This is a genomic window from Microbacterium sp. NPDC064942, assembly GCF_049545525.1.
Classification (GTDB): domain Bacteria; phylum Actinomycetota; class Actinomycetes; order Actinomycetales; family Microbacteriaceae; genus Microbacterium; species Microbacterium gawkjiense.
This window is the reverse complement of record NZ_JBMWDR010000006.1, coordinates 181,626-201,842: the sequence shown is the minus strand read 5'-3', so window position 1 is coordinate 201,842 and position 20,217 is coordinate 181,626. Positions and strand designations below refer to the sequence as shown.

Genomic DNA, 20,217 nt, shown 5'->3' with positions numbered 1-20,217 from the left:
CCGGAACGGGCCCGGATAGACTGAGGGATGCCGCGTGTCGCGGCGTCCGCGCCCTCGCGCACCCTCTTCACGACGACCATTGGAGCCACCGTGGCCGAGCAGTCCCGCCTCGACAAAGTCATCGCCCTCGCCCGTCACCGCGGGTTCGTCTTCCAGGCGGGCGAGATCTACGGCGGGTCGCGGTCGGCGTGGGACTACGGTCCCCTCGGCACAGAGCTGAAGGAGAACATCCGGCAGCAGTGGTGGCAGACCTTCGTCCGCGGTCGCGGCGACATGGTCGGGCTCGACTCGTCGATCATCCTCCCCAAGCGCGTCTGGGAGGCGTCGGGTCACGTCGCGACCTTCACCGACCCGCTCGTGGAGTGCCTGCAATGCCACAAGCGGTTCCGCGAGGATACGCTCATCGAGGACTTCGAGGCGCGCAAGGGGCGCAAGGCCGAGAACGGTCTCGGCGACGTGCCCTGCCCGAACTGCGGCACGAAGGGCCAGTACACCGAGCCGAAGTCGTTCTCGGGTCTCGTGAAGACCTACCTCGGTGTCGTCGACGACGAGAGCGGCCTCTACTTCCTGCGTCCCGAGACGGCGCAGGGCATCTTCGTGAACTTCTCGAACGTCCTCACCGCGAGCCGCAAGAAGCCGCCGTTCGGCATCGGCCAGGTCGGCAAGGCGTTCCGCAACGAGATCACCCCCGGCAACTTCATCTTCCGCACGCGCGAGTTCGAGCAGATGGAGATCGAGTTCTTCACGCCCCCGGCCGAGGCGGGCGAGTGGTTCGACCACTGGGTGCAGGCCTGCTGGAACTGGTTCATCGACCTCGGCATCGACCCTGAGAACATGCGCCAGTTCGACGTGCCCGAGGAGGACCGCGCGCACTACTCCGCCGGCACGATCGACGTCGAGTACCGCTTCGGGTTCGCGGGTAAAGAGTGGGGCGAGCTGATGGGTGTTGCCAACCGCACCGACTACGACCTGTCGAGCCACATCGAGGCTTCCGGGCAGAAGCTCACCTACTTCGACCAGGCATCCGGCGAGACCTACGTCCCGTACGTCATCGAGCCGTCGTTCGGTCTGACCCGCGCCATGATGGCGTTCCTCGTCGACGCGTACCGCGAGGAGGAGGTGCCGAACGCGAAGGGCGGCACCGACACCCGCACGGTGCTCGGCCTCGACCCGCGCCTCGCGCCCGTCAAGGTGGCGGTGCTGCCGCTCAGCCGCAACGAGCGCCTGTCACCGCTGGCCCGCAAGGTGGCCGACGACCTGCGCGCGAACGGCTGGAACGTCGACTTCGACGACGCCGGCGCGATCGGCCGCCGCTACCGCCGCCAGGACGAGATCGGTACGCCGTTCTGCGTCACGGTCGACTTCGACTCGCTCGACGACGACGCCGTGACCATCCGCGACCGCGACTCGATGGCGCAGGAGCGCGTGGCCCTCACCGAGCTGCACGCCTACCTCGCTCCGCGCCTCCGCGGCGCCTGAGTCGGGCGCGGCGCGGTGCGGATCGTCGCGGTGCTCGTCGAACGCTCGGCGGGTGCGCGGAAGCGCTGAGATGCGTTCCGTCCCGCGAAGGGCCGGTCAGTCGAGGACGGTGATCGTCGCGCCCGGCAGCTCGTCGTCGACGACCCGGCGCAGGGTGTCGGAGAGGATGCCGCGCAGCACGGTCCCGTCGACCGCCGCGAGGTCCTTCACGTAGAGGCAGCCGGCGCCCGTCGTGTGCGGCCCGAGCCTCGCGAGCGCCTCCGTGTGCGCGTCCGCCCGGTCGAGGTAGATCGTCGTGGCGGCCTTGCGGGGCGAGAAGCCGAGCAGCGGCATCTCGCCCGTGGTGCCGGTCGCGTAGCGGTAGCGGCAGGCGCCGAAGCCGATGATCGACCCGGTCCACATCTGCGGCTCGCGCCCGGTGAGCTCCCGCAGCAGCGCGACGAGGGTCTCGGCATCCGAGCGGCGCGTCGCGGGCGTGACCTGCGCGACGAACTCGCCGACGTCCCGCCCCGTGCGCTCCACGGGTCAGCCCTTCGCGGCCTTCGCGGCGGCTTTGGCGGCGCGCTTGTGCTCGCGGACCTTCGCGAGTGACTCCGGCGAGACGATGTCGGCGACGGAGCGGAACGAGCCCTCCTCCCCGTAGGCGCCGGCGGCGTCGCGCCAGCCGGCTCCCGTGAAGCCGTACTGCTTGCCCAGGAGCGCGAGGAAGATCCGCGCCTTCTGATCGCCGAAACCCGGCAGTGCCTTCAGCCGCTTCAGGACGGTCGCGCCGTCCGGGTCGCCCTCGGTCCACAGCGCAGCGGCATCCCCGCCCCACTCGTCGACGAGTGCCTGGCACAGCGCCTGCACGCGACCGGCCATCGACCCGGGGAAGCGGTGCACGGCCGGGGTCTGACCGAACGCGGCGGCGAACTCCTCGGGGTCTGCGGCGGCGATGCCGGCGGCGTCGAGCCCGCCCGTGCGATCGCGGATCTTCAGCGGCCCGGCGAAGGCCGTCTCCATCGCGATCTGCTGGTCGAGCAGCATGCCCACCAGCAGCGCCAGCGGGTTGTTCGTGAGCAGGTCGTCGGCGGCAGCGTCTCCGGTGATGTGAAGGGCCATGACTCCATGGTCCCACCTTCGCCGCCGTAGGCTGCCCTGAATCCTGTGCACTCGTAGACATGAGCCGAGATGCTGCACTGATATCGGACACATTGACATATGTGCGATATATGTCATATTGTTCCATATGAGAGGAGCGGCAAATGAGTGAAATGCAGGAGGTTACGGTACCGGTGCCCGTGGAGCGCGTAAGCGACTTCTACCGTTGGTTCGCGGACTGGAGCGACGGCGCGCACGATCGAGGCTCGCTGGCAGGGGCTCAGGAGAAGGCCACGTCATACGGGGTCAGCGTGAACGCTGAAAGCGGTGACTTCGTTGGAGCTGCGTCTCGATGGTGGCGACTGTTGAATCCCTCGGAGCGTGTCATCTGGAACATGTGGATCGACGCCGCCCCCGGCCTTGTTTCCGCGAGCGAGATTGTCGAGCGGCTGAACCTTCGAGATGCGGACAGTATCCGAGGGAAGATCAACCGATTCGCGGGTAAGGGGGGAGCCTCTGGTTTCCCGGTGGGATGGCAGAGTCACGTCATCGACCCGGGGACCGGGGACCGGATGTACGGGCTTCGAGACATGAACCTGAAGGAGCACGATCCGGGGCTGTCGGTAGAGGAGTATGCCGATGTCCTCAAGCAAGCGCGCCTCATGGCGCAGCATTCGGAAGGTTAGAGGACATGACGAAGAACGTGAAGACGTGGTATTCGATCGGATCAGCATGGCTCGGACGCGGTCTTCCCGACGCCAACCTTCCGCTTCTGCGTCGTGTAACCGAGGCGATCTCCATCGATCGTTTTGAGTGGACGCCTGGAAGGAACTACATGGTCGCTGTCCGCCGCGACGGAGGGAAGCCGCTCAAGATCTATTACGGGTACACGACGGGGTTTGCCTCTGAGGAGGAGATCCTTGAGTGCTTGGGTGATATCCACCGGTGGCCAACGTCCACGACCCGGCGGCAATGGGGCATCACGCACCCAGAGAACAATATTCGATGAGCTAGCGCGCGCTTGGAGGCGTCGACTGGGAACTCGTATGTTGTACGGGCGTCGATGGCCACCTGCGCATGGTTAGGCAACATGCTGGTCGAGCAGCATGCCGATCAGGAGGGCGAGCGGTTCGTCGGTGAGGAGCGCGTCGGCAGCCTCGTCGCCGGTGATGTGGAGGGCCATGCGTCCATGTTCCCACTCTCGGCTCGCGCGGGGTGGGGGAGGATGGACACCATGGATGCCGCGGCCGCCCCCGATCTCATCTCGCAGGCGCGACGTGCGCGCGTCGCCGTCGTCGGAGGCGGTGTCGCCGGGCTCGTCGCAGCGCTCGAGTGCGCCAAGCTCGGCATCCGGGTGACCCTGTTCGAGGCGGGGGGCCGACTCGGCGGCATCGTCGCGTCCGCCGAGCTCGACGGCCGGCGGGTCGATGTCGCCGCCGACGGCTTCCGCGTCGCTCCGGGTGCCCTGCAGGAGCTCCTCGACGACCTCGGCCTCCGCGACGCGGTCGTGCCCGCACGCGAGGGCGAGACCTGGGTCGCCGGCCCTCACGGGGTCGCACCGCTGCCGGATGCGTCGATCCTCGGCATCCCGGCCAACCCCTTCGACGCCCGCGTGCGCCGGATCATCGGATGGTCGGGCACCTGGCGGGCCTATGTCGACCGGCTGCGGCCGCCGCTGACGATCGGCGCCCAGCGCAGCCTCGGGGCCCTCGTCGAGAGCCGGATGGGTCCGCGGGTCCTCGAGCGGATGGTCGCGCCGCTGACCTTCGGCATCCACGGCGTCCCTCCCGAGGAGGTCGACGTCGACCGGGCAGCCCGCGGCCTGAACGCCGCGCTCACGCGCACCGGTTCGCTCTCGGGCGCCGTCGCGCAGCAGCTGCCCGACGGCGACGCCGGCCCCTCGCGCGCCACGATCGAGGGCGGCATGTCGGTCTTCGTCGACGCCATCGCGCAGCGCCTCGCCGACCTCGAGGTCGACGTCCGCACCGGAACCGCGGCCACCGGGCTGCGGCGTACCGACGACGGCTGGACCGTGACGTGGACGGCGGAGGACGAGGAGCAGACGCTCGACGTCGACGCGGTCATCGTCGCGACCCCCGAGGGGCCCGCTCGGCGACTGCTCGCGCCCCACCTGCCCGGCATCGACGGCGCCGTCCTCTCGCCCGACGACGTCGACGTCGTGACGCTCGTCCTCGATGCCCCCGCCCTCGACGCCCGCCCGCGCGGTCACGCCGTCTACGCGGCTCCGGGCGCCGCGGCGGCGATCGCGGTCGTGCACGCGACGGCGACCTGGCCGCACTTTGCGGGCGAGCCGCACATCGTCCGGGTGACGACACCGGCGAGCGACCTGGGCGACGGCGACGCGATCGCCGCGTCCACCGCCGCCGCCGCCGAGCTGCTCGGCGTCGACCTGGGCACCGTGCGCGGGACGCACCGCGCCCGCTGGTCGCGGTCGCTGCCGTCCTCCGCTCTGTCACCCGCGCGGGACGAGGTGCGCCGCGCCGTCCGGCAGGACGAGCGGCTCGGCGTCGTCGGCGCGTGGGTCGACGGCACCGGCCTCACGCGCGTCGTCGCCGATGCGAAGGACGAAGCGGAGCGCATCCGATCCGGCCTGCTGTGGCACGCGGGCGGGCAGGCTGCCTCCACCTGAGCCGCCTGTCAAGGGTGGATGCCGCGAACGGAATGCGCCGTTACGCTGGGTCCTCGGCATCACATCGCTTCGAACGTGAGGAATCGCCATGAAGGGCAAGATCGGAATCGTCGTCGGGCTCACCGCCGGCTACGTGCTCGGGGCTCGTGCGGGCCGCCAGCGCTACGAGCAGATCAAGGACGCGTACCTGCGCGTCTACAACACCCCCGCCGTCCAGAAGCAGGTCGACAAGGTCGGCGAGTTCGGCAAGTCGGCGGCCTTCGCCCTGCCGAGCGTGCTGTGGAGCAGCGCGGTGAAGATCACCCGCGCCGCCACCACGAAGGGCACCGCGGGCGACAAGCTCGACGCCGCCCTCGACGCGTCGAAGGACGCTGCGGACGACGTGAAGGATGCCGCCGAGACGACCGCCGACGCCGTGTCGAGCTCCGCGAAGCGGTCGACCGGCTCGGGCACCGCGAAGCGTTCGTCCGGCACCGGCACCAAGAAGTCCTCGTCCGCCTCATGAGCACGCCTCGCGGATTCCGCGACCGGGGTGACGACAGCCTCCTCGGTCTCCTCGGTGAGCTCCCCGAGCTCGTCAAGAACCTCATCGTCGCCGAGATCAACGCCGCGAAGGCCTGGGCGACGCGGACCGGGAAGGATGCCGGGGTCGTCGGCCTCTGGTTCGTCCTGGCGCTGTTCGTCCTGTTCTGGACCCTCCCGGCGATCGGTGCCTTCACGGTCATCGGTCTGTCCTCGTGGATGGCGCCCTGGCTGGCGGCGCTCATCCTCGTCGTGCTCGGTCTGCTGCTCGTGGTGATCTTCGGGATCCTCGGGATGCTGCGGATCAAGCGCATGAAGAACCGTGAGAACCCCGCGAAGGCCCTGTCGACCGACGCCCGAATCGTGAAGGAAGTGGCCGATGAGTTCTGACGTGCCCCGCACCGCCGTTCCGCTCGGCATCACGGACCCCGTCGAGCGTGCGCGCGCCGAGTTGAAGGCCGCGCTCGCCGCGATCGAGGAGAAGGCGAACGTCCCCAAGCGGGCCGCCCGCGCCACGCGGCGCGCCCAGGTCTCGGCCCGCGAGTTCGCGGACCGCAACCCCTCGGGTGCCGTCGTCGCCGCGGTCGGTGTCGCGGCCGCCATCGGGCTCGTCGTCTGGGGTGCCGTCCGGCTGTACACGCGCTGATCGGTGCGGCGGACCCCGTCGCCGCGACGTCGCTGACGACCGGGGGTATGCTCGGAGCAGGCAGCGGCGATGGTGCAGATGCTGCCGACGACAGGGTCCCGAACGTGCGCATCTGCGCGCATCCCTCCGCTGAGCGTCGGCCGTCTCGCTCGGGGGCGGCCACCGCCGACACGAGAGTCGAACCATGAACACACCTGCTGCGGCAGCACCGAAGCCCCTCAAGGGCTGGCGGGTGCTCGTCCCGCGCGGGGGTCCCTGGGGAGACAGCGTCGCCGCGGCGCTGCGCGCGCAGGGTGCGACGCCGGTGATCGCGCCGCTCATCAACTTCGCCCCGTCCGAGGACCCGACCGACCTCGAATCGGCGCTCCGCGACCTCGCGTCGGGCGCCTTCGACTGGGTGACGCTCACGAGTTCGACGACCGTCGACGTCCTCCACGCCTACCGTGCGGTCATCCCTCCCACCACCCGCGTCGCCGCCGTGGGTGAGACGACCGCCGCGGCGCTCGGCGCCGTCGGCTACCGCGTCGACCTGGTCCCCGACGACGACAACTCGGCTGCGGGGATGGCGGCGCAGCTCATCGCTCTCGAGCCGAAGCCCATGCGCGTGCTGACGCTCCGCAGCGAACTGGCCAAGCCGGTCCTGACGCGGCTGCTCGTCGAGGCGGGTCACGACGTCCGCAGTGTCGTGGCGTACCGCACCGTCGGGGTGCCGGTCACCGAGAAGGTGGCCACCGACGTCCGTTCCGGGCGCATCAACGCGATCCTGGTCACCAGTGGCTCCGTCGCCGAACAGGTCCACGAGCAGTTCCCCGAGATCCCGGCGGGCACCGTGATCGCCGCGATCGGTCCCCGCACGGCGAAGGACGCCCGCCGCGCCGGGCTGGGGGTCAGCGTGATCGCGAAGGAGCAGACGGTCGCCGGGCTCATCGCCGCCGTGGCCCAGTTCCCGTTGCCGCACGCGATCGACGAGTTCGCCCCGCCGACCGGTTCGTTCCCCCGCATCCAGGGCTGAGGCGGATGGCCGAGACCGGATCGTTGCGGATGCGGCATCCGTCGTACGGGACGCGTTTGGCAGACTGATCCCATGGTGACGCTGCTGCTCGACTCGTCGCGACTGGAGGTCGCGCTCTCGGCCACCGAGCGTGCGCTGTCGTTCCGCAAGGACGCCGTCCGCGTCGAGCGCACCCACATCGCGAAGGTGCAGCTCGTCGACGACCCGTGGACCTGGCTGCGCGGGGTGCCGACCCCCGGCACCGTCATCCCGCGGACCGTCGCGATGGGGCGGTGGCGCTCCGCCGGCGGCGACGATTTCGTGCTCGTGCGGCGGCGGCGCCCCTCGGTCGTGATCGACCTCGACGGCGACCCCGAGTTCCAGCGCCTCGTCATCACCACGCGACACGGGCTCGCCCTCGTCCAGGCCCTGCGCCTCGAAGCCGACGATGAGCCGGTCGACGTCGTCGAGCTCGTGACGACGGAGATCCCGGTGCAGCGACCGGATGCCGCGGCGGACGGGCCCGTGCGGGCGCCGCGTCGCCGGGCGCCACGGCCGGCGCAGGCCTGACGCGCTCGGCCGGCACCGAGGATCCGGCCGGTAACGTTGCCGGGGTGAGTGAACCCGCCGCATCCCGTCTGCTCGTCCGTGCGGAGGGGAGCGTCGGACGCATCACGCTGAACCGGCCCGAGGCGATCAACGCCGTCGACCACGGCATGATCCGCGGCATCGCCGACGCGCTCGACGCGTGGGAGCATCACCCCGACATCCGCCTGATCCTGCTCGACGGCGCGGGCGAGCGGGGCTTCTGCGCGGGCGGCGACGTGCGCGCGCTGCGCGAGCAGATCCTGGCGGGCGAGGCCGAGGCGGCGATGGCGTTCTTCCGCGACGAGTACGCGCTGAACGCGAGGATCGCGGAGTACCCGAAGCAGGTCGTCGTCTTCGCCGACGGCGTGACGATGGGCGGCGGCATCGGCCTGGCGGGGCACGCCTCGGTGCGCCTGGTCACCGAGCGCTCCCGGCTCGCGATGCCCGAGACCCGCATCGGCTTCACCCCCGACGTGGGCGGGTCGTGGCTGCTCGGCCGCGCGCCGGGACGGCTCGGCGAGTACCTCGCCCTGACGGGCGGGACGATGGATGCCGCCGACGCGATCCACGCCGGATTCGCCGACCACCTCGTGCCCGCCGACCGCCTCGGCGACGTGCGGCACGCCCTCGTCACGCGGGCCGACCCGGACACACCGACCGAGATCGCGATGCTGTTCGACGAGACCCCCGAACCCGGTCGTCTCGCCGCCTCGCGCGCGTGGATCGACGACGCGTTCGCCGCCGACACGGTCGCCGAGATCATCGCCCGCCTTCGCGAGCGCCCCGAAGCGGATGCCGCGGCCACGGCGGACCTGCTCGAGACCCAGGCTCCGACCGCGCTGACCGTCACCCTTGCCGCCGTGCGCTCGGCACGCGGGCTGCCGGACCTGCGCGCGGCCCTGGCGCAGGAGTACGCGCTCGTCGAATGGTTCGGCCGCACCCAGCCCGACCTCGTCGAGGGGATCCGCGCGCAACTCGTCGACAAGGACCGGGCGCCGCGCTGGCAGCCGGCCCGCCTGCACGAGGTCCCCGCTGAGACCGCCGACACCGCGCTCGCGTTCCGCCCGAGCGTCCCCCTCTGGAGCTGACGTGTTCGACAGTCCCCTCTCCGCGTCGGCGTACGAGGTCCTCGGCGTGGCCGCCGACGCGAGCGACGACGACCTGCGCAAGGCCTACCGGTTGCGTCTGCGGCAGACGCATCCCGACACCGGCGGCGACGCCGCGCAGTTCGTGCAGGTGCAGCGCGCGTGGGAGCTCGTGGGGACCGCCGAGGCCCGCGCGGCGTACGACCGCGGCCACGGCTTCGGCGAGACCGCCTCGTACGGCCCGGATACGTCGGCCCCGATGTGGCGGCCCCCTGCCCGGCAGGCCGACACCCGGCCGCGCGCCCGCTCGTTCGGACAGCCCGGCGGCTGGCGTCGCGAGCGGTACCTCGACCTGATCCGCGAGTGGGCGGGTCGCGGGGTGGACCTCGCCGACCCGTACGATCCCGCCCTCGTCCGCAGCGCACCGCACGAGGTGCGACGCTTGCTCGCGGATGCGCTCGCCGAGGAGGCGACGGCGCGGATCGTCGCCGAGCTCGGCATGGGGTACACCGTGTGGCACGACGTGGCGGCCGATGCGCGGAACCCGGACGTGAAGCTCGACCACATCGTGCTGGGGCCGAGCGGCCTCTACGCCGTGCTGTCGGAGGACTTCGGCGCGCCGGTGCGCACCCGCCGCGGCGAACTCGAGGGCGACGCGGTCGTCGGCGCTCCCGTCGCGCAGCTCGTGCTCGCGGCGCGCGCGCTCGGCCGTGCGGCGAAGGTGCGGTTCAGCGCCGCGCTCGTCGTCCTCCCCGACGACGACGTCGCGACGGCGGTGGAGGAACTCGGCAAGGTGAAGGGTCTGCCCGTCGCCGTCGTCGCCCGCAGCGTCCTCGCGACGGTCCTCCGCCGCGGCGTCAGCGGTGCGCGCGACATCGGCGGCAACGAGCTCTTCGACGTGCGGACGCGACTGCAGCAGACCGTCCGCTTCGCCTGAGTCTCAGTCGCCGCCGCCCACGAGCTGCATCGGGTGCGTGAGGCGCCACCACGGGTCGGGGCCGGAGATCGCGGTCTTCACGCTCACCGGCAGCTCGACCTGGTCGGCCGGCCCCGAGAGGACGAGCGTGCCCGCATCCGCTCCGGCCGCGGCATCCGCCTCGATGTCGAAGGATGCCTCGGCCGTTGCCGTCGCCCCGTTCCACAGGTGCAGCTCGGCGTCCTCGTCGGTGACGAGCGTGGTCTTCGCGCCCCAGGCCGTGGTGACCTCGGCGACCACCGTGCCGGCGGGGAGGGTGGAGGTGACGGACGCCTCCTGCGCGACGGCGTCGAGCAGGGCTTCGGTATCGTCGACGCGGGCGCCGTCCGTCGGTGCGCCGGCCACGGAGGCGAACAGCGCCGTGGGGCCGCCGCCGAGGTCGACCGTCCGCGCGGCGACGAGGTTGTAGTAGCCCGCGTAGCTGCCGGTCTTCAGACCCACGACGCCGTCGGTGCCGAGCAGGGCGTTGGTGTTCTCGAACTCGCCCGCGCCGGGCAGCTCCGCGGTCTCCGTGGCGACGATCTCGGCGATCACGGGGTTGGCGAGCGCCTCCTCGGCGAGGGCGACCATGGCCGCCGGGGTGGCGACGTTGCCGCGGTCGTAGCCGGAGGCATCCGTCACCGTGATGCCGTCGAGCCCGTTCTCGGCGAGCCACGCATTCGCGGCGGTGACGTACTCCTCGACGGACCCGAACGCGTCGGTCGCGAGACGGTCGGCGTAGTTGCTGGCCGAGGCGATGAGCATGCCCTGGAGCATCTGGTACTGGGTCAGCGAGCCATCGTCGGGGACGTTGAGCGCCGACTGGTTCTGCCCGACGTAGTCCCAGTACTCCAGGCGGTCGGCGTACGTGAACGCGTACTCGGGACCCTGCTCGCCGACGGCGAGGGGCGTCTGGTCGAGGATGACGAGGGCGGTCACCAGCTTGGTCGTGCTCGCCATCTGCGCCGGCGTCTCGGACGAGGCCGCGGCAGCGAACCCGGTGATGCCGACGGCGGATTCGCCCTCGGCGGGCCACGCGATCGCGCTCGGCGCCCCCGTCAGAGCGGCGGCGTCGGTCGTCGTCGCCGAGGGCGTCACGTTGTTCAAGGGCCAGAGCAGCATGGCGCTGGTGTAGGCCGTCACGACCGCCAGGACGGCGAGGGCCGGGATGCCGAGGACGGCGAGCGGGATGCCGCGCCGCCGACGCTCGGGCGGCAGCAGTTCGAAGGTCGCGGGCTGAGCCTGGGAGGCGCTCACCGGACGTCCCTCCTCGTCGACCCACCCGAGCGCACGGTGATCGGCGGCAGGGGATGCAGGCGTCGCACCGCGCCGGCGTCGGCGCGTGCGGGAATCGGCGTCGTCCACGGTCACCGGACAACGGTAGCGCGCTCTCCCTGTGGCTATACTCGACGCACAACCACGGGAGTCCGGTGAGCCGGGCTGAGAGGAAGCGATCCACGCTTCGACCGTCGAACCTGATCCGGATCATGCCGGCGCAGGGAGGAGAGAGAAATGCACGCTGTCGCGTCCACGTCCGAGACCCGGACCACCACGTCGCCGAACCGCTACCGCTGGCGTGTCGTCGACATCGTCGTCGCCGCCGTCCTCGGCGTCGCGGTGGGCCTGCTGTTCTGGTTCTGGAACGGGGTCGGTTACGGCTGGTTCGAGGTGATGGATGCCGCGACCCCCGGCCTCGGCGGCTTCGCCGTCGGCATCTGGCTCATCGGCGGTGTCATCGGCGGTCTCGTGATCCGGAAGCCCGGCGCCGCGCTGCTCGTCGAGGTCGTCGCTGCGGCCGTCTCGGCCACGATCGGCAACATCTGGGGCCCGTCGACGCTGCTGTCGGGCCTCGTCCAGGGCCTCGGCGCCGAGCTCATCTTCGCGGTGTTCCTCTACCGCCGCTTCGGCATCGGTGTGGCCGCACTCGCCGGCGTCGGCGCGGGCGTCGCCGCGTGGATCTTCGAACTGTTCTTCGGCTCGACCCCGAACATCCTGAAGACGCTCGAGTTCAACCTCATCTACCTCGGCACGATCATCGTCTCGGGCGTCGTGCTCGCCGGTGTCGTGGGCTGGCTGCTCGTCCGGGCTCTCGCGAAGACCGGTGCCCTCAGCCGGTTCGCCTCGGGTCGAGAACAGGCGGACGAGGTCTGACCACCGGGTCCCGCCCGGCCGGACTCCGCGCACGCGGCTGGGGGTGGCGCTACGCGGGCCGCCGCCGACCGGCCGTCGCGGACGTCGACCTCGACATCGCCCCCGGCGAGCGGGTGCTCCTGCTCGGTGCATCGGGCGCGGGCAAGTCGACGCTCCTGGCGGGGATGGCGGGGCTGCTCGGCGGCGACGAGGACGGCGAGGCGTCGGGTCGGATGACGATCGACGGCGCCGACCCGAGCACGCAGCGCGGCCGTGTCGGCCTCGTGCTGCAGGATCCCGACGCCGGGGTCGTGCTCTCCCGCGTCGGCGACGACGTGGCATTCGGTTGCGAGAACCTCGGCGTCCCGCCCGAACGCATCCCGGTGCGGGTGCGCGCCGCGCTCGACGCCGTCGGGCTCGACGTCCCGCTCGACCGCGAGACCGCGCGGCTCTCGGGCGGCCAGAAGCAGCGCCTCGCGATCGCCGGCGCCCTCGCGATGGACGCGGGTCTGCTGCTGCTCGACGAGCCGACCGCCAACCTCGACCCCGTCGGGGTCCGCGAGGTGCGCGCCGCGGTGGGACGGGCGGTGGAGGCCACGGGCGCCACCCTCGTCGTGATCGAGCACCGGACGGACGTATGGGTGGACCTCATGACGCGGGTCGTGGTCCTCGACGCCGAGGGGGGTCTGCTCGCGGACGGAACACCCGCCGAAGTGTTCACCCGTCACGCGGCGACCCTGCTCGCGGCCGGGGTCTGGCTGCCGGGTCACCCCGTCGACCTGCCCGCGCTGCCGGCCGTGACGGCGGACGTCCCCGCCGCCCTCCGGGCGAGGGGGCTGGCCGTCTCACGGGACGGGCGGACGCCGGTGCGTGAGGGACTGGACCTCGAGGTGGCGGCGGGGGCGGCATCCGTCATCACCGGACCCAACGGCGTCGGCAAATCGACACTCGCGCTGACCCTCGCGGGGCTCCTGCCGGAGTTCGCCGGAACCGTCGAGGCGGGCACCGTGCCCGCGGGGCGTCGGGGGGCGCGGCCCTCCCGCTGGAGTTCGCGCGAGCTCCTCACTCGGATCGGCACCGTGTTCCAGGACCCCGAGCACCAGTTCCTCGCCTCGACGGTGCGCGCAGAACTCGAGGTCGGACCGCGCGCCCTCCGGCGCCCGCCCCGCGAGATCGACGCCGTCGTGGACCGGCTGCTCGACGAGCTCGGGCTCACCGCGCTCGCGCGCGCCAATCCGTTCACGCTGTCGGGCGGTCAGAAGCGGCGGCTGTCGGTGGCCACCGTCCTCGCGACATCGCCCGAGGTCATCGTCCTCGACGAGCCGACGTTCGGGCAGGACCGTCGCGGTTGGGCCGGCATCGTCTCGCTGCTGCAGGCGCAGGTCGCCGACGGGCGCGCGGTCGTCGCGGTGACGCACGACGAGGACGCGGTGCGGCTGCTCGGCGGACGGCATATCGAGCTCGCGGCGGTCGCGTCATGATCCTCGCGGCGGCCGGCACCTCGACCGCGAGGCGGGACGCGTGGCTCGACGGGGTGAACCCGGCGGTCCGCATCCTCCTCGCCTTCGTCCTGGCCATCCCGCTGCTGACGACGATCGACGTGGTCAGCGCCGGTGTCGCCGTCGTGCTGATGGTGCTGTGCATCCCGCTGACCGGGGTCGGGTTCGGGGCGACGCTGCGACGGATGGCGCCCGTGCTCGTGCTGATGCCGGTCGCCGGGTTGAGCATGCTGCTGTACGCCGAGCCGGGCGGGCGCGTGTACGCCTCGTTCTGGTACGCGACGATCAGCGACGCGTCGATCGGGTTCGCGGTGGCGGTCGGGGTGCGGGTCATCGCGCTCGCGCTCCCGACGGTCCTGCTGTTCAGCCGCGTCGACCCGATCGAGCTCGCCGCGGCGCTCGCTCAGATCGTGCGGCTGCCCGCGCGACTCGTGCTCGGGGTGCTGGCCGGGACGCGCACGCTCGGGCTGTTCGTCGACGACTGGCGGGCCATGCGCCTCGCGCGGCGGGCGCGCGGCGTGGGGGACCGCAACGCCGTGCGCCGGTTCTTCTCGATGGCGTTCGTGCTCCTCGTCTTCGCGGTGCGTCGCGGCACGCGCCTCGCGACCGCGATGGAGGCGCGCGGGTTCGGCGCGCCCGTCGAGCGGACGTGGGCCCGCACGTCGCGGCTGTCCCGCCGGGACGCGGTCGCCGTGGTCGGTGCGTTGACGATCGTGGCCGTGGCGATCGCGGTCGCCGTGGCCGTCGGCTCGTTCCGCGTCGTCTGGATGTGAGTCGCCGGTCAGAACGCGTAGGCGAAGCAGATCGAACGGGGCATCGTCTCGGCGTACGGCTCGTAGACCGGGATGCGGGTGAATCCGAGCGACTCGTAGAGGGCGACCGATTCGGGCTGCGGGATGCCGGTCTGCAGGATGACCCGATCGGCACCGCCCGCGCGTGCCCGGTCGAGCGCGGCGCCCATGAGGGTTCGCGCGATGCCGCGACCCCGCGCCGCCTCGGTGACGACGAGGCGCTTGATCTCCCACTCCTCGCCGAGGCGACGGAGGATGACGTGGCCGGTCGGTGTGCCGTCGGCATCCACCGCGATCAGGGTCGCGACGATCTCGTCCGGATGCATTGCGAGCGCGCGGGAGCGCGCGGCCTTCCACTCGGCGGGCTCGTCGCCGTGGAACCCGTCGTAGCGGGCACCGAGGTCGGCATCCAGTTCGTCGCGCAGCGCCGCCGCGCGCGGGTCGTCCCACGCGACCTCGAGGATGCGGGACCCGGTGCTCGTCCGTTCGCTCACCGGTCGAGCCTAAGCGCCCGCGGGGGCGTCGAGGCTGGTAGCGTCCGCGGTATGACCGCCCCTGCCGTGCCGCCGCGTCTGCGCCGCAGCGGTGCCGGCGCCGTCCTCGCGGTCGGGATGCTGCAGGCGGTCGCGATCGTGGTCACCGGGGTGCTGTGGTTCCTGCGGGGCGTCTTCGCCGGCGGGTCCTGCTCTCCGGCGTGCGACTGGGGGGCGGCGGATGCCGCGGGCATGCTCTTCGGCGGCGCGATCCTCGCGAGCCTCGTCCTCACCGCGGCCGCCGCGGTCGTCGCGTGGCGCACGGGGCGCGACCTCGCGTGGGTGCCGCTCGTCTCGGTATCCGTCGTCGTGGCGGGCTACCTCGCGGCCGCTGTGGTCTTCGACGGCGCGGTGCGCTGACGGGTCAGGTCGCGTTCCAGAGGTCGCGGTGGGAGGCGAGGCGCTCCTCACCGGCAGGAGCGCCGCACCGCGCGCGAGGCGGCGCGGACGGCTAGCCTGGAGGCATCCTGCTACCGTGGCACCCAGTCGCGCATAGGGTGGAACCCGATCCCGTTCGAAGGAGAGCGCATGGACATCGCCGGATCATCCGCCGTCGTCACCGGCGGGGCCAGCGGACTCGGTCTCGCCACGGCCCGCCGCCTCGCCGCGCAGGGTGCGCACGTCGTCATCGTCGACCTGCCGACCTCATCCGGGTCCAACGTCGCCGCGGAGCTCGGCGGGACCTTCGCCGCCGCCGATGTGACGGATGCCGCGCAGGTGCAGGCGGCCGTGGCCGCGGCATCCGCCGTCGCCCCGCTGCGCGTCGCCGTCAACTGCGCCGGGATCGCGCCGCCCGCGAAGGTCCTCACCCGCGACGGTTCGCCGAGCCCGATCGCCGACTTCGAGCGGATCATCCGCATCAACCTGATCGGCACCTACACCGTCATCGCCCACGCGGCGGCGGCGATGGCGGCGACCGAACCGACGGCATCCGGGGACCGCGGCGTCATCGTGAACACCGCGTCGGTCGCGGCCTTCGACGGTCAGATCGGGCAGCCCGCGTACGCGGCCAGCAAGGGCGGTGTGCACGCGATGACGCTGCCGATCGCGCGCGAACTGGCGCGCTCGGCGATCCGCGTCTGCACGATCGCGCCCGGGATCATGGAGACCCCGATGCTCGCGGGGCTCCCCGAGGCGGCGCAGGAGTCGCTCGGCCAGCAGGTGCCCTACCCGGCGCGGCTTGGCAAGCCCGACGAGTACGCCGCGCTCGTTCATCACATCGTCGAGAACGGCTATCTCAACGGCGAGACGATCCGTCTCGACGGTTCGATCCGCATGGCCCCGAAGTGAGTGGAGACCCGATGAGCGATTCGATCCTGCTGCGCCGCGAGGGCGCCCTCGCCCGGCTGACCTTCCACCGCCCAGCGTCCCTCAATGCGATGGACTTCGAGATGGGCACGCGCTGGCGCGACCTCGCGCACGAGCTGACGAGCGACGACACGGTCGGCGCGATCGTGTTGGATGCCGCGGGCCCGGCGTTCTGCGCCGGCGGCGACGTCGTGCAGATGGCGACCTCCGGCGGCAGCGGTGGCACGATCACCGAGATGGCCGGAGTGATCCACGACGGCATCCGGACCTTCGTGGAGTCGTCGATCCCGATGGTCGCGGCGGTGCAGGGAGCGGTCGCCGGCGGCGGCCTCGGTCTCATGCTGACGGCGGACTACATCGTCGCGTCGCCGCGAGCCGTGTTCGTCAGCAAGTACGCGAACATCGGGCTCACCCCTGATCTGGGAGTCTCGACGCTGCTGCCGGCGGCGGTCGGACAGCGCCGCGCGCTGCAGATGCTGCTCACCGACACGACGATCGACGCGCCGACTGCGCACGAGTGGGGGCTCATCGCCGAGGTCGTCGACCAGCCCGGGGAGCGTGCCGACGAGATCGCGCGGGCCTGGCTCGACGGCGCGACCGGCGCGTTCGGGCAGGCGAAGCGCCTCGTCCGCACCGGCGCCGCGCGCCCGTTCGCCGACAACCTCGACGACGAAGCCCGCACGATCGGTGCTGCGTTCGACACCCCCGATGCGGCGACGCGGATCGCCGCGTTCGCCGCGGCATCCCGTTCGCGCCGTTCCTGACCCACTGGAGAACCCATGACCCTCGCCGGAAAGACCATCCTCATGTCGGGCGGCAGCCGCGGCATCGGCCTCGCGATCGCGCTGCGCGCCGCGCGGGACGGCGCGAACATCGCGCTGCTCGCCAAGACCGACACCCCGCATCCCAAGCTCGAGGGCACGGTGCACTCGGCGGCGGAGCAGATCCGCGCGGCGGGGGGTCGTGCGCTGCCGATCGTCGGCGACGTCCGCGACGACGGCGACATCACCGAGGCCGTCATGAAGACGCAGGGCGAGTTCGGCGGCATCGACATCGTCGTCAACAACGCCTCGGTCATCGACCTGTCGGGCTCGCTCGAGCTCGCCGCGAAGAAGTACGACCTCATGCAGGACGTCAACGTGCGCGGCACGTTCATGCTGTCGCGGGCGGCGCTCCCGATGCTGAAGGATGCCGCCAACCCCCACATCCTCTCGCTGTCGCCGCCCCTCAACCTGTCGCCGAAATGGCTCGGCGCGCACACCGGCTACACGCTCGCGAAGTACGGCATGACGATGGCGACCCTCGGCATGGCCGCCGAGTTCGCGAAGGACGACGTCGCCGCCAACACCCTCTGGCCGCAGACGACGATCGCCACGGCCGCGGTGCAGTTCGCCCTCGGCGGCGACCGGATGATGAAGGTCAGCCGTACGCCCGAGGTCTACGCCGACGCCGCGTACGAGGTGCTCTGCAAGCCGGCGCGTGAGTACACCGGGCAGACTCTCATCGTCGAGGACGTGCTGAGGGATGCCGGTGTCACCGACTTCTCGCGCTACGCCGCGACGCCGGGGACACCCGACGCCGAGCTGTTCCCCGACATCTTCCTCGACTGAGGCCCACGGCCGGACGCGCGGCCGTGAACGCGCAAACGCGCGCCCGCGCGTCAGACCAGGCCGAGCTTCACGAACGCGTTCCACACGCCGTCGTCGAGGACGTCGGTGGTGACGTTGCCGGCGCGCTCCTTGAGGGCGGGGTCGGCGTTGCCCATGGCGACGGGCGTGCCGACGACGTCGAACATCTCGGCGTCGTTCCAGCTGTCGCCGATGCCGATCGCGTCGGCGGCGTCGAGGCCCAGCGTGTCGAGGACCCGGAGGATCGCCGAGCCCTTGTTCACACCGCGCAGGCCGATCTCGCCGTTCGATCCGCCGGGGAGCGGGATGCTGCCGGGGATGACGTGGAAGCGCTCGCCGAGGTCGGCCTGGGCCTTGTCGACGCTGTCGGAGCGCTTGCTGATGAACGTGGTCTTCGCGATGGCGTCCAGGTCCGCCTCGCCGACGGGACGGTAGGTGACGATCGGCTCCGGGTCGACGGCATCGGTCTGTCCGAGCCGGCGGGCGTCCTCGAGGTGACGCTTGCGGCGCTCGGCGAAGTACTCGTCGAGCATCGCACCGACCCCCTCGCTCGCGTAGACGGCCTCGTTCGACTGCAGGAAGTAGTCGATGTCCTCCGCCTCGAAGTAGGCGATCAGCCGGTCGGTGTCCTCGCGCGGCATCGGGTCGGCGAACAGCAGCTCGTCGCCGCGCACCGCGTAGGCGCCGCCGTTGGTGATCGCGCCGTCGTAGCCGATCTCGCGGACCTTGGGGTGGATGTCGCCGGCCGCGCGTCCCGTGCAGAGGTAGACGAGGTGGCCGTTCTCGCGTGCCGTCCGGATCGCGGTGATCGTCGAGTCGGCGATGGCCGTTCCGTGCTCGAGGATGGTTCCGTCCACGTCCAGAAAAGCGATGCGCGTCATCCGTCCATTCTCCCGGACGCGGATGAACGCTCGGTGCGCGGGCGGGTCAGAGCTGCTTGCGGAGGAACACCTGCGCGGTGCCGTCGTCGCCGGGGACGCGCTCGCTCTCCTCGTACCCCTCGCGCTCGTAGAGGCGCAGGTTCGCCTCGCTGAGCGAGCCGGTGAACAGCTCCGCGGTCGTGGCGCCGGCCTCGCGGCCGCGCTCCTCGACCGCCGACAGCAGCGCGGTCCCGAGGCCCGAGCCCTGCTGATCGGGTGCGATCGCGATGCGGCCGATGAGGAGCAGGTCGCCGTCGACGCGGGCGCGCACGCAGCCCACCATGCGCTCGCCGTCGAGGGCGACGCATCCGAGGTTGTCCTCGAGTTCGGCGCGGACCTCGTCGAGCGTCTGCGTGAGCGGCGGCATGTCGACGGCGTCGTAGATGAGCGCCTCCTGCACGAAGGCGGCCCGCTGCAGGGTGAGCACCTCGCCCGCGTCGTCGACGGTGATGGGACGGATGCGGGCGGTGCTCATCCGTTCAGCGTAATCCGCCTTCGGCGGCCCGCGGCCGGCGGCTTAGAGTGACCGCATGCCCGATGTCGCCGCCGCGATCGCCACCCGTCCGCTCGTCCTCGACGGTGGGCTCGGGACGATGCTCGAGGCCCGCGGCCACGATCTCAGCGGAGTGCTCTGGTCGGCGGGCGTGCTCATCGACGCGCCCGGTGACGTGCGCGACGTGCACGCCGCGTTCGTCGAGGCCGGCGCCGACGTCGTCACGACGGCCTCCTACCAGCTCGGGTACGACAACCTCGCCGCGGCGGGGCGGGATGCCGCCGAGGTCGATGCGCTGCTGACCACCTCGGTCCGCCTCGCCCGCGAGGCGTCGGACGGCCGGGCGTGGGTCGCGGCATCCGTCGGTCCCTTCGGTGCCGTGCGCGCGGACGGCAGCGAGTACACCGGTGCGTACGGTCTGTCGGTGGCCGAGCTGACCGCGTGGCACCGCCGGCGATTGCTCGCGCTCGCGGAGGCGGGGCCTGACCTCCTCGCCGTCGAGACGATCGCGTCGCCCGCCGAGGCCGAGGCGCTGGCGGCCGCGCTCGAGGGCGTGGGCATCCCGGTCTGGATCTCGCTGTCGGGCGCGAGTACGGCGTTCGAGCGCGACGACGCGCTCGCCGCTGCGCTGGCGGCCGCCGCGGCGGCCCCAGGAATCGTCGCGGTCGGTGCGAACTGCTGCCCGCCGGCCGCACTGGCCCGTGTGCTGGACCGGATGCCGCCGGCGACGCCCGGCGTCATCTACCCGAACAGCGGCGAGGTCTGGGACGCCGCCTCGCGCTCGTGGCACGGCGACGCGACGGCCACCTTCGCCGACGTCGACGCCTGGGTGGAGGCGGGGGCACGGCTGATCGGCGGATGCTGCCGCACGACACCCGAGGACATCGCCGGCCTCGCCCGCCGGCTGAAGGGCTGACGG

The 20,217-nt window shown here is 72.0% G+C and carries 25 protein-coding genes, 1 pseudogene and 1 riboswitch; of the genes and pseudogenes, 19 read left to right on the top strand and 7 right to left on the bottom strand.

What is annotated here, in order from left to right:
• The first annotated feature begins 90 nt into the window (after positions 1 to 90).
• Positions 91 to 1,479 (top strand): glycine--tRNA ligase, encoded by a 1,389-nt coding sequence (locus tag ACPEH2_RS11710; RefSeq protein ID WP_423718797.1) that lies wholly within the window; start codon positions 91 to 93, stop codon positions 1,477 to 1,479.
• 96 nt (positions 1,480 to 1,575) lie between these two features.
• On the opposite strand, the gene ACPEH2_RS11705 is transcribed toward ACPEH2_RS11710, so the two are convergent.
• The gene (locus ACPEH2_RS11705) at positions 1,576 to 2,001 is read right to left on the bottom strand and encodes a DUF1801 domain-containing protein (protein ID WP_423718782.1); all 426 of its coding nucleotides are present in this window, start codon (positions 1,999 to 2,001) and stop codon (positions 1,576 to 1,578) included.
• A gap of 3 nt (positions 2,002 to 2,004) precedes the next feature.
• Positions 2,005 to 2,580 carry an HhH-GPD-type base excision DNA repair protein gene (locus ACPEH2_RS11700; protein WP_423718781.1) on the bottom strand — a complete coding sequence of 192 codons (576 nt, stop codon included), beginning with the start codon at positions 2,578 to 2,580 and terminating at the stop codon, positions 2,005 to 2,007.
• 143 nt (positions 2,581 to 2,723) lie between these two features.
• On the opposite strand from ACPEH2_RS11700, the gene ACPEH2_RS11695 reads away from it, so the two are divergent.
• Together ACPEH2_RS11695 and ACPEH2_RS11690 are read left to right on the top strand one after the other, a co-directional pair.
• Positions 2,724 to 3,245 carry a hypothetical protein gene (locus ACPEH2_RS11695; RefSeq protein WP_423718780.1) on the top strand — a complete coding sequence of 174 codons (522 nt, stop codon included), beginning with the start codon at positions 2,724 to 2,726 and terminating at the stop codon, positions 3,243 to 3,245.
• Between the two features lie 5 nt (positions 3,246 to 3,250).
• Positions 3,251 to 3,568: a hypothetical protein gene (locus ACPEH2_RS11690; RefSeq protein ID WP_423718779.1), complete on the top strand. Its 318-nt coding sequence runs from the start codon at positions 3,251 to 3,253 to the stop codon at positions 3,566 to 3,568.
• A 75-nt stretch (positions 3,569 to 3,643) separates the two neighbouring features.
• Here the strand turns inward: ACPEH2_RS11690 and ACPEH2_RS11685 are convergent.
• Positions 3,644 to 3,742, bottom strand: a pseudogene (locus tag ACPEH2_RS11685) (HhH-GPD-type base excision DNA repair protein); the annotation flags it as partial.
• A gap of 51 nt (positions 3,743 to 3,793) precedes the next feature.
• Between ACPEH2_RS11685 and ACPEH2_RS11680 the strand changes: the two are divergent.
• From ACPEH2_RS11680 to ACPEH2_RS11645, 8 genes are all read left to right on the top strand, one after another.
• Entirely contained in the window at positions 3,794 to 5,209 is a 1,416-nt protein-coding gene (locus ACPEH2_RS11680; protein ID WP_423718778.1) for a protoporphyrinogen/coproporphyrinogen oxidase, read from the top strand.
• An 88-nt stretch (positions 5,210 to 5,297) separates the two neighbouring features.
• A complete protein-coding gene (locus ACPEH2_RS11675; RefSeq protein ID WP_064003418.1) occupies positions 5,298 to 5,714 on the top strand; it encodes a hypothetical protein in 417 nt (138 codons plus the stop codon).
• The gene (locus ACPEH2_RS11670; RefSeq protein WP_423718777.1) at positions 5,711 to 6,121 is read left to right on the top strand and encodes a phage holin family protein; all 411 of its coding nucleotides are present in this window, start codon (positions 5,711 to 5,713) and stop codon (positions 6,119 to 6,121) included. The genes ACPEH2_RS11675 and ACPEH2_RS11670 overlap by 4 nt, the downstream gene beginning before the upstream one ends.
• The gene (locus ACPEH2_RS11665) at positions 6,111 to 6,377 is read left to right on the top strand and encodes a hypothetical protein (protein WP_423718776.1); all 267 of its coding nucleotides are present in this window, start codon (positions 6,111 to 6,113) and stop codon (positions 6,375 to 6,377) included. Before ACPEH2_RS11670 ends, ACPEH2_RS11665 begins: the two co-directional genes overlap by 11 nt.
• Positions 6,378 to 6,561: 184 nt before the next feature.
• Complete coding sequence (locus ACPEH2_RS11660; protein ID WP_423718775.1) at positions 6,562 to 7,389, top strand: uroporphyrinogen-III synthase; 828 nt, start codon at positions 6,562 to 6,564, stop codon at positions 7,387 to 7,389.
• Between the two features lie 72 nt (positions 7,390 to 7,461).
• A complete protein-coding gene (locus ACPEH2_RS11655; RefSeq protein ID WP_253035249.1) occupies positions 7,462 to 7,938 on the top strand; it encodes a hypothetical protein in 477 nt (158 codons plus the stop codon).
• A 44-nt stretch (positions 7,939 to 7,982) separates the two neighbouring features.
• Positions 7,983 to 9,044 (top strand): enoyl-CoA hydratase/isomerase family protein, encoded by a 1,062-nt coding sequence (locus tag ACPEH2_RS11650; protein ID WP_423718774.1) that lies wholly within the window; start codon positions 7,983 to 7,985, stop codon positions 9,042 to 9,044.
• Position 9,045: 1 nt separating this feature from the next.
• Positions 9,046 to 9,978: a J domain-containing protein gene (locus ACPEH2_RS11645; protein ID WP_423718773.1), complete on the top strand. Its 933-nt coding sequence runs from the start codon at positions 9,046 to 9,048 to the stop codon at positions 9,976 to 9,978.
• A 3-nt stretch (positions 9,979 to 9,981) separates the two neighbouring features.
• Here ACPEH2_RS11645 and ACPEH2_RS11640 read toward each other — a convergent pair whose 3' ends face one another.
• Entirely contained in the window at positions 9,982 to 11,367 is a 1,386-nt protein-coding gene (locus ACPEH2_RS11640) for a D-alanyl-D-alanine carboxypeptidase family protein (protein WP_423718772.1), read from the bottom strand.
• A gap of 38 nt (positions 11,368 to 11,405) precedes the next feature.
• Positions 11,406 to 11,515: riboswitch (TPP riboswitch) on the top strand.
• Here ACPEH2_RS11640 and ACPEH2_RS11635 point away from each other — a divergent pair.
• From ACPEH2_RS11635 to ACPEH2_RS11625, 3 genes are all read left to right on the top strand, one after another.
• The gene (locus ACPEH2_RS11635) at positions 11,509 to 12,147 is read left to right on the top strand and encodes an ECF transporter S component (RefSeq protein ID WP_423718771.1); all 639 of its coding nucleotides are present in this window, start codon (positions 11,509 to 11,511) and stop codon (positions 12,145 to 12,147) included. (Overlaps the previous riboswitch by 7 nt.)
• 113 nt (positions 12,148 to 12,260) lie before the next feature.
• Positions 12,261 to 13,607 (top strand): ABC transporter ATP-binding protein, encoded by a 1,347-nt coding sequence (locus ACPEH2_RS11630; RefSeq protein ID WP_423718770.1) that lies wholly within the window; start codon positions 12,261 to 12,263, stop codon positions 13,605 to 13,607.
• Positions 13,604 to 14,398, top strand: coding sequence for an energy-coupling factor transporter transmembrane component T family protein (locus ACPEH2_RS11625; protein ID WP_423718769.1), 795 nt, complete (start codon positions 13,604 to 13,606; stop codon positions 14,396 to 14,398). Before ACPEH2_RS11630 ends, ACPEH2_RS11625 begins: the two co-directional genes overlap by 4 nt.
• An 8-nt stretch (positions 14,399 to 14,406) precedes the next feature.
• Here the strand turns inward: ACPEH2_RS11625 and ACPEH2_RS11620 are convergent, their stop codons facing one another.
• Positions 14,407 to 14,910: a GNAT family N-acetyltransferase gene (locus ACPEH2_RS11620; RefSeq protein ID WP_423718768.1), complete on the bottom strand. Its 504-nt coding sequence runs from the start codon at positions 14,908 to 14,910 to the stop codon at positions 14,407 to 14,409.
• Between the two features lie 51 nt (positions 14,911 to 14,961).
• Here ACPEH2_RS11620 and ACPEH2_RS11615 point away from each other — a divergent pair, with 51 nt between their 5' ends.
• The 4 genes from ACPEH2_RS11615 (at position 14,962) to ACPEH2_RS11600 (ending at position 17,867) form a co-directional block, all read left to right on the top strand.
• Positions 14,962 to 15,309, top strand: coding sequence for a hypothetical protein (locus ACPEH2_RS11615; RefSeq protein WP_423718767.1), 348 nt, complete (start codon positions 14,962 to 14,964; stop codon positions 15,307 to 15,309).
• Positions 15,310 to 15,477: 168 nt separating this feature from the next.
• Entirely contained in the window at positions 15,478 to 16,239 is a 762-nt protein-coding gene (locus ACPEH2_RS11610) for an SDR family NAD(P)-dependent oxidoreductase (protein WP_423718766.1), read from the top strand.
• Between the two features lie 11 nt (positions 16,240 to 16,250).
• Positions 16,251 to 17,021 carry an enoyl-CoA hydratase/isomerase family protein gene (locus ACPEH2_RS11605; RefSeq protein WP_423718765.1) on the top strand — a complete coding sequence of 257 codons (771 nt, stop codon included), beginning with the start codon at positions 16,251 to 16,253 and terminating at the stop codon, positions 17,019 to 17,021.
• Between the two features lie 15 nt (positions 17,022 to 17,036).
• Positions 17,037 to 17,867, top strand: coding sequence for an SDR family oxidoreductase (locus ACPEH2_RS11600; RefSeq protein ID WP_423718764.1), 831 nt, complete (start codon positions 17,037 to 17,039; stop codon positions 17,865 to 17,867).
• Between the two features lie 50 nt (positions 17,868 to 17,917).
• Here the strand turns inward: ACPEH2_RS11600 and ACPEH2_RS11595 are convergent, their stop codons facing one another.
• On the bottom strand, positions 17,918 to 18,766 hold the full coding sequence (locus ACPEH2_RS11595) for a Cof-type HAD-IIB family hydrolase (RefSeq protein WP_423718763.1): 849 nt from the start codon (positions 18,764 to 18,766) through the stop codon (positions 17,918 to 17,920).
• Between the two features lie 46 nt (positions 18,767 to 18,812).
• Positions 18,813 to 19,280, bottom strand: a complete 468-nt coding sequence (locus tag ACPEH2_RS11590; protein ID WP_253035262.1) for a GNAT family N-acetyltransferase — start codon at positions 19,278 to 19,280, stop codon at positions 18,813 to 18,815.
• Positions 19,281 to 19,335: 55 nt separating this feature from the next.
• Between ACPEH2_RS11590 and mmuM the strand changes: the two genes are divergently transcribed.
• Complete coding sequence (gene mmuM / locus ACPEH2_RS11585; RefSeq protein WP_423718762.1) at positions 19,336 to 20,214, top strand: homocysteine S-methyltransferase; 879 nt, start codon at positions 19,336 to 19,338, stop codon at positions 20,212 to 20,214.
• The last annotated feature ends 3 nt before the right edge of the window (positions 20,215 to 20,217 follow it).

Bases quoted from the DNA above. Each gene is read 5' to 3' on its own strand.
- ACPEH2_RS11700 (WP_423718781.1), bottom strand. From the start codon at position 2,580: ATGGCCCTTCACATCACCGGAGACGCTGCCGCCGACGACCTGCTCACG.
- ACPEH2_RS11695 (WP_423718780.1), top strand. From the start codon at position 2,724: ATGAGTGAAATGCAGGAGGTTACGGTACCGGTGCCCGTGGAGCGCGTA.
- ACPEH2_RS11690 (WP_423718779.1), top strand. From the start codon at position 3,251: ATGACGAAGAACGTGAAGACGTGGTATTCGATCGGATCAGCATGGCTC.
- ACPEH2_RS11680 (WP_423718778.1), top strand. From the start codon at position 3,794: ATGGATGCCGCGGCCGCCCCCGATCTCATCTCGCAGGCGCGACGTGCG.
- ACPEH2_RS11675 (WP_064003418.1), top strand. From the start codon at position 5,298: ATGAAGGGCAAGATCGGAATCGTCGTCGGGCTCACCGCCGGCTACGTG.
- ACPEH2_RS11670 (WP_423718777.1), top strand. From the start codon at position 5,711: ATGAGCACGCCTCGCGGATTCCGCGACCGGGGTGACGACAGCCTCCTC.
- ACPEH2_RS11665 (WP_423718776.1), top strand. From the start codon at position 6,111: ATGAGTTCTGACGTGCCCCGCACCGCCGTTCCGCTCGGCATCACGGAC.
- ACPEH2_RS11660 (WP_423718775.1), top strand. From the start codon at position 6,562: ATGAACACACCTGCTGCGGCAGCACCGAAGCCCCTCAAGGGCTGGCGG.
- ACPEH2_RS11655 (WP_253035249.1), top strand. From the start codon at position 7,462: ATGGTGACGCTGCTGCTCGACTCGTCGCGACTGGAGGTCGCGCTCTCG.
- ACPEH2_RS11635 (WP_423718771.1), top strand. From the start codon at position 11,509: ATGCACGCTGTCGCGTCCACGTCCGAGACCCGGACCACCACGTCGCCG.
- ACPEH2_RS11625 (WP_423718769.1), top strand. From the start codon at position 13,604: ATGATCCTCGCGGCGGCCGGCACCTCGACCGCGAGGCGGGACGCGTGG.
- ACPEH2_RS11615 (WP_423718767.1), top strand. From the start codon at position 14,962: ATGACCGCCCCTGCCGTGCCGCCGCGTCTGCGCCGCAGCGGTGCCGGC.
- ACPEH2_RS11610 (WP_423718766.1), top strand. From the start codon at position 15,478: ATGGACATCGCCGGATCATCCGCCGTCGTCACCGGCGGGGCCAGCGGA.
- ACPEH2_RS11605 (WP_423718765.1), top strand. From the start codon at position 16,251: ATGAGCGATTCGATCCTGCTGCGCCGCGAGGGCGCCCTCGCCCGGCTG.
- ACPEH2_RS11600 (WP_423718764.1), top strand. From the start codon at position 17,037: ATGACCCTCGCCGGAAAGACCATCCTCATGTCGGGCGGCAGCCGCGGC.
- ACPEH2_RS11595 (WP_423718763.1), bottom strand. From the start codon at position 18,766: ATGACGCGCATCGCTTTTCTGGACGTGGACGGAACCATCCTCGAGCAC.
- ACPEH2_RS11590 (WP_253035262.1), bottom strand. From the start codon at position 19,280: ATGAGCACCGCCCGCATCCGTCCCATCACCGTCGACGACGCGGGCGAG.
- mmuM (WP_423718762.1), top strand. From the start codon at position 19,336: ATGCCCGATGTCGCCGCCGCGATCGCCACCCGTCCGCTCGTCCTCGAC.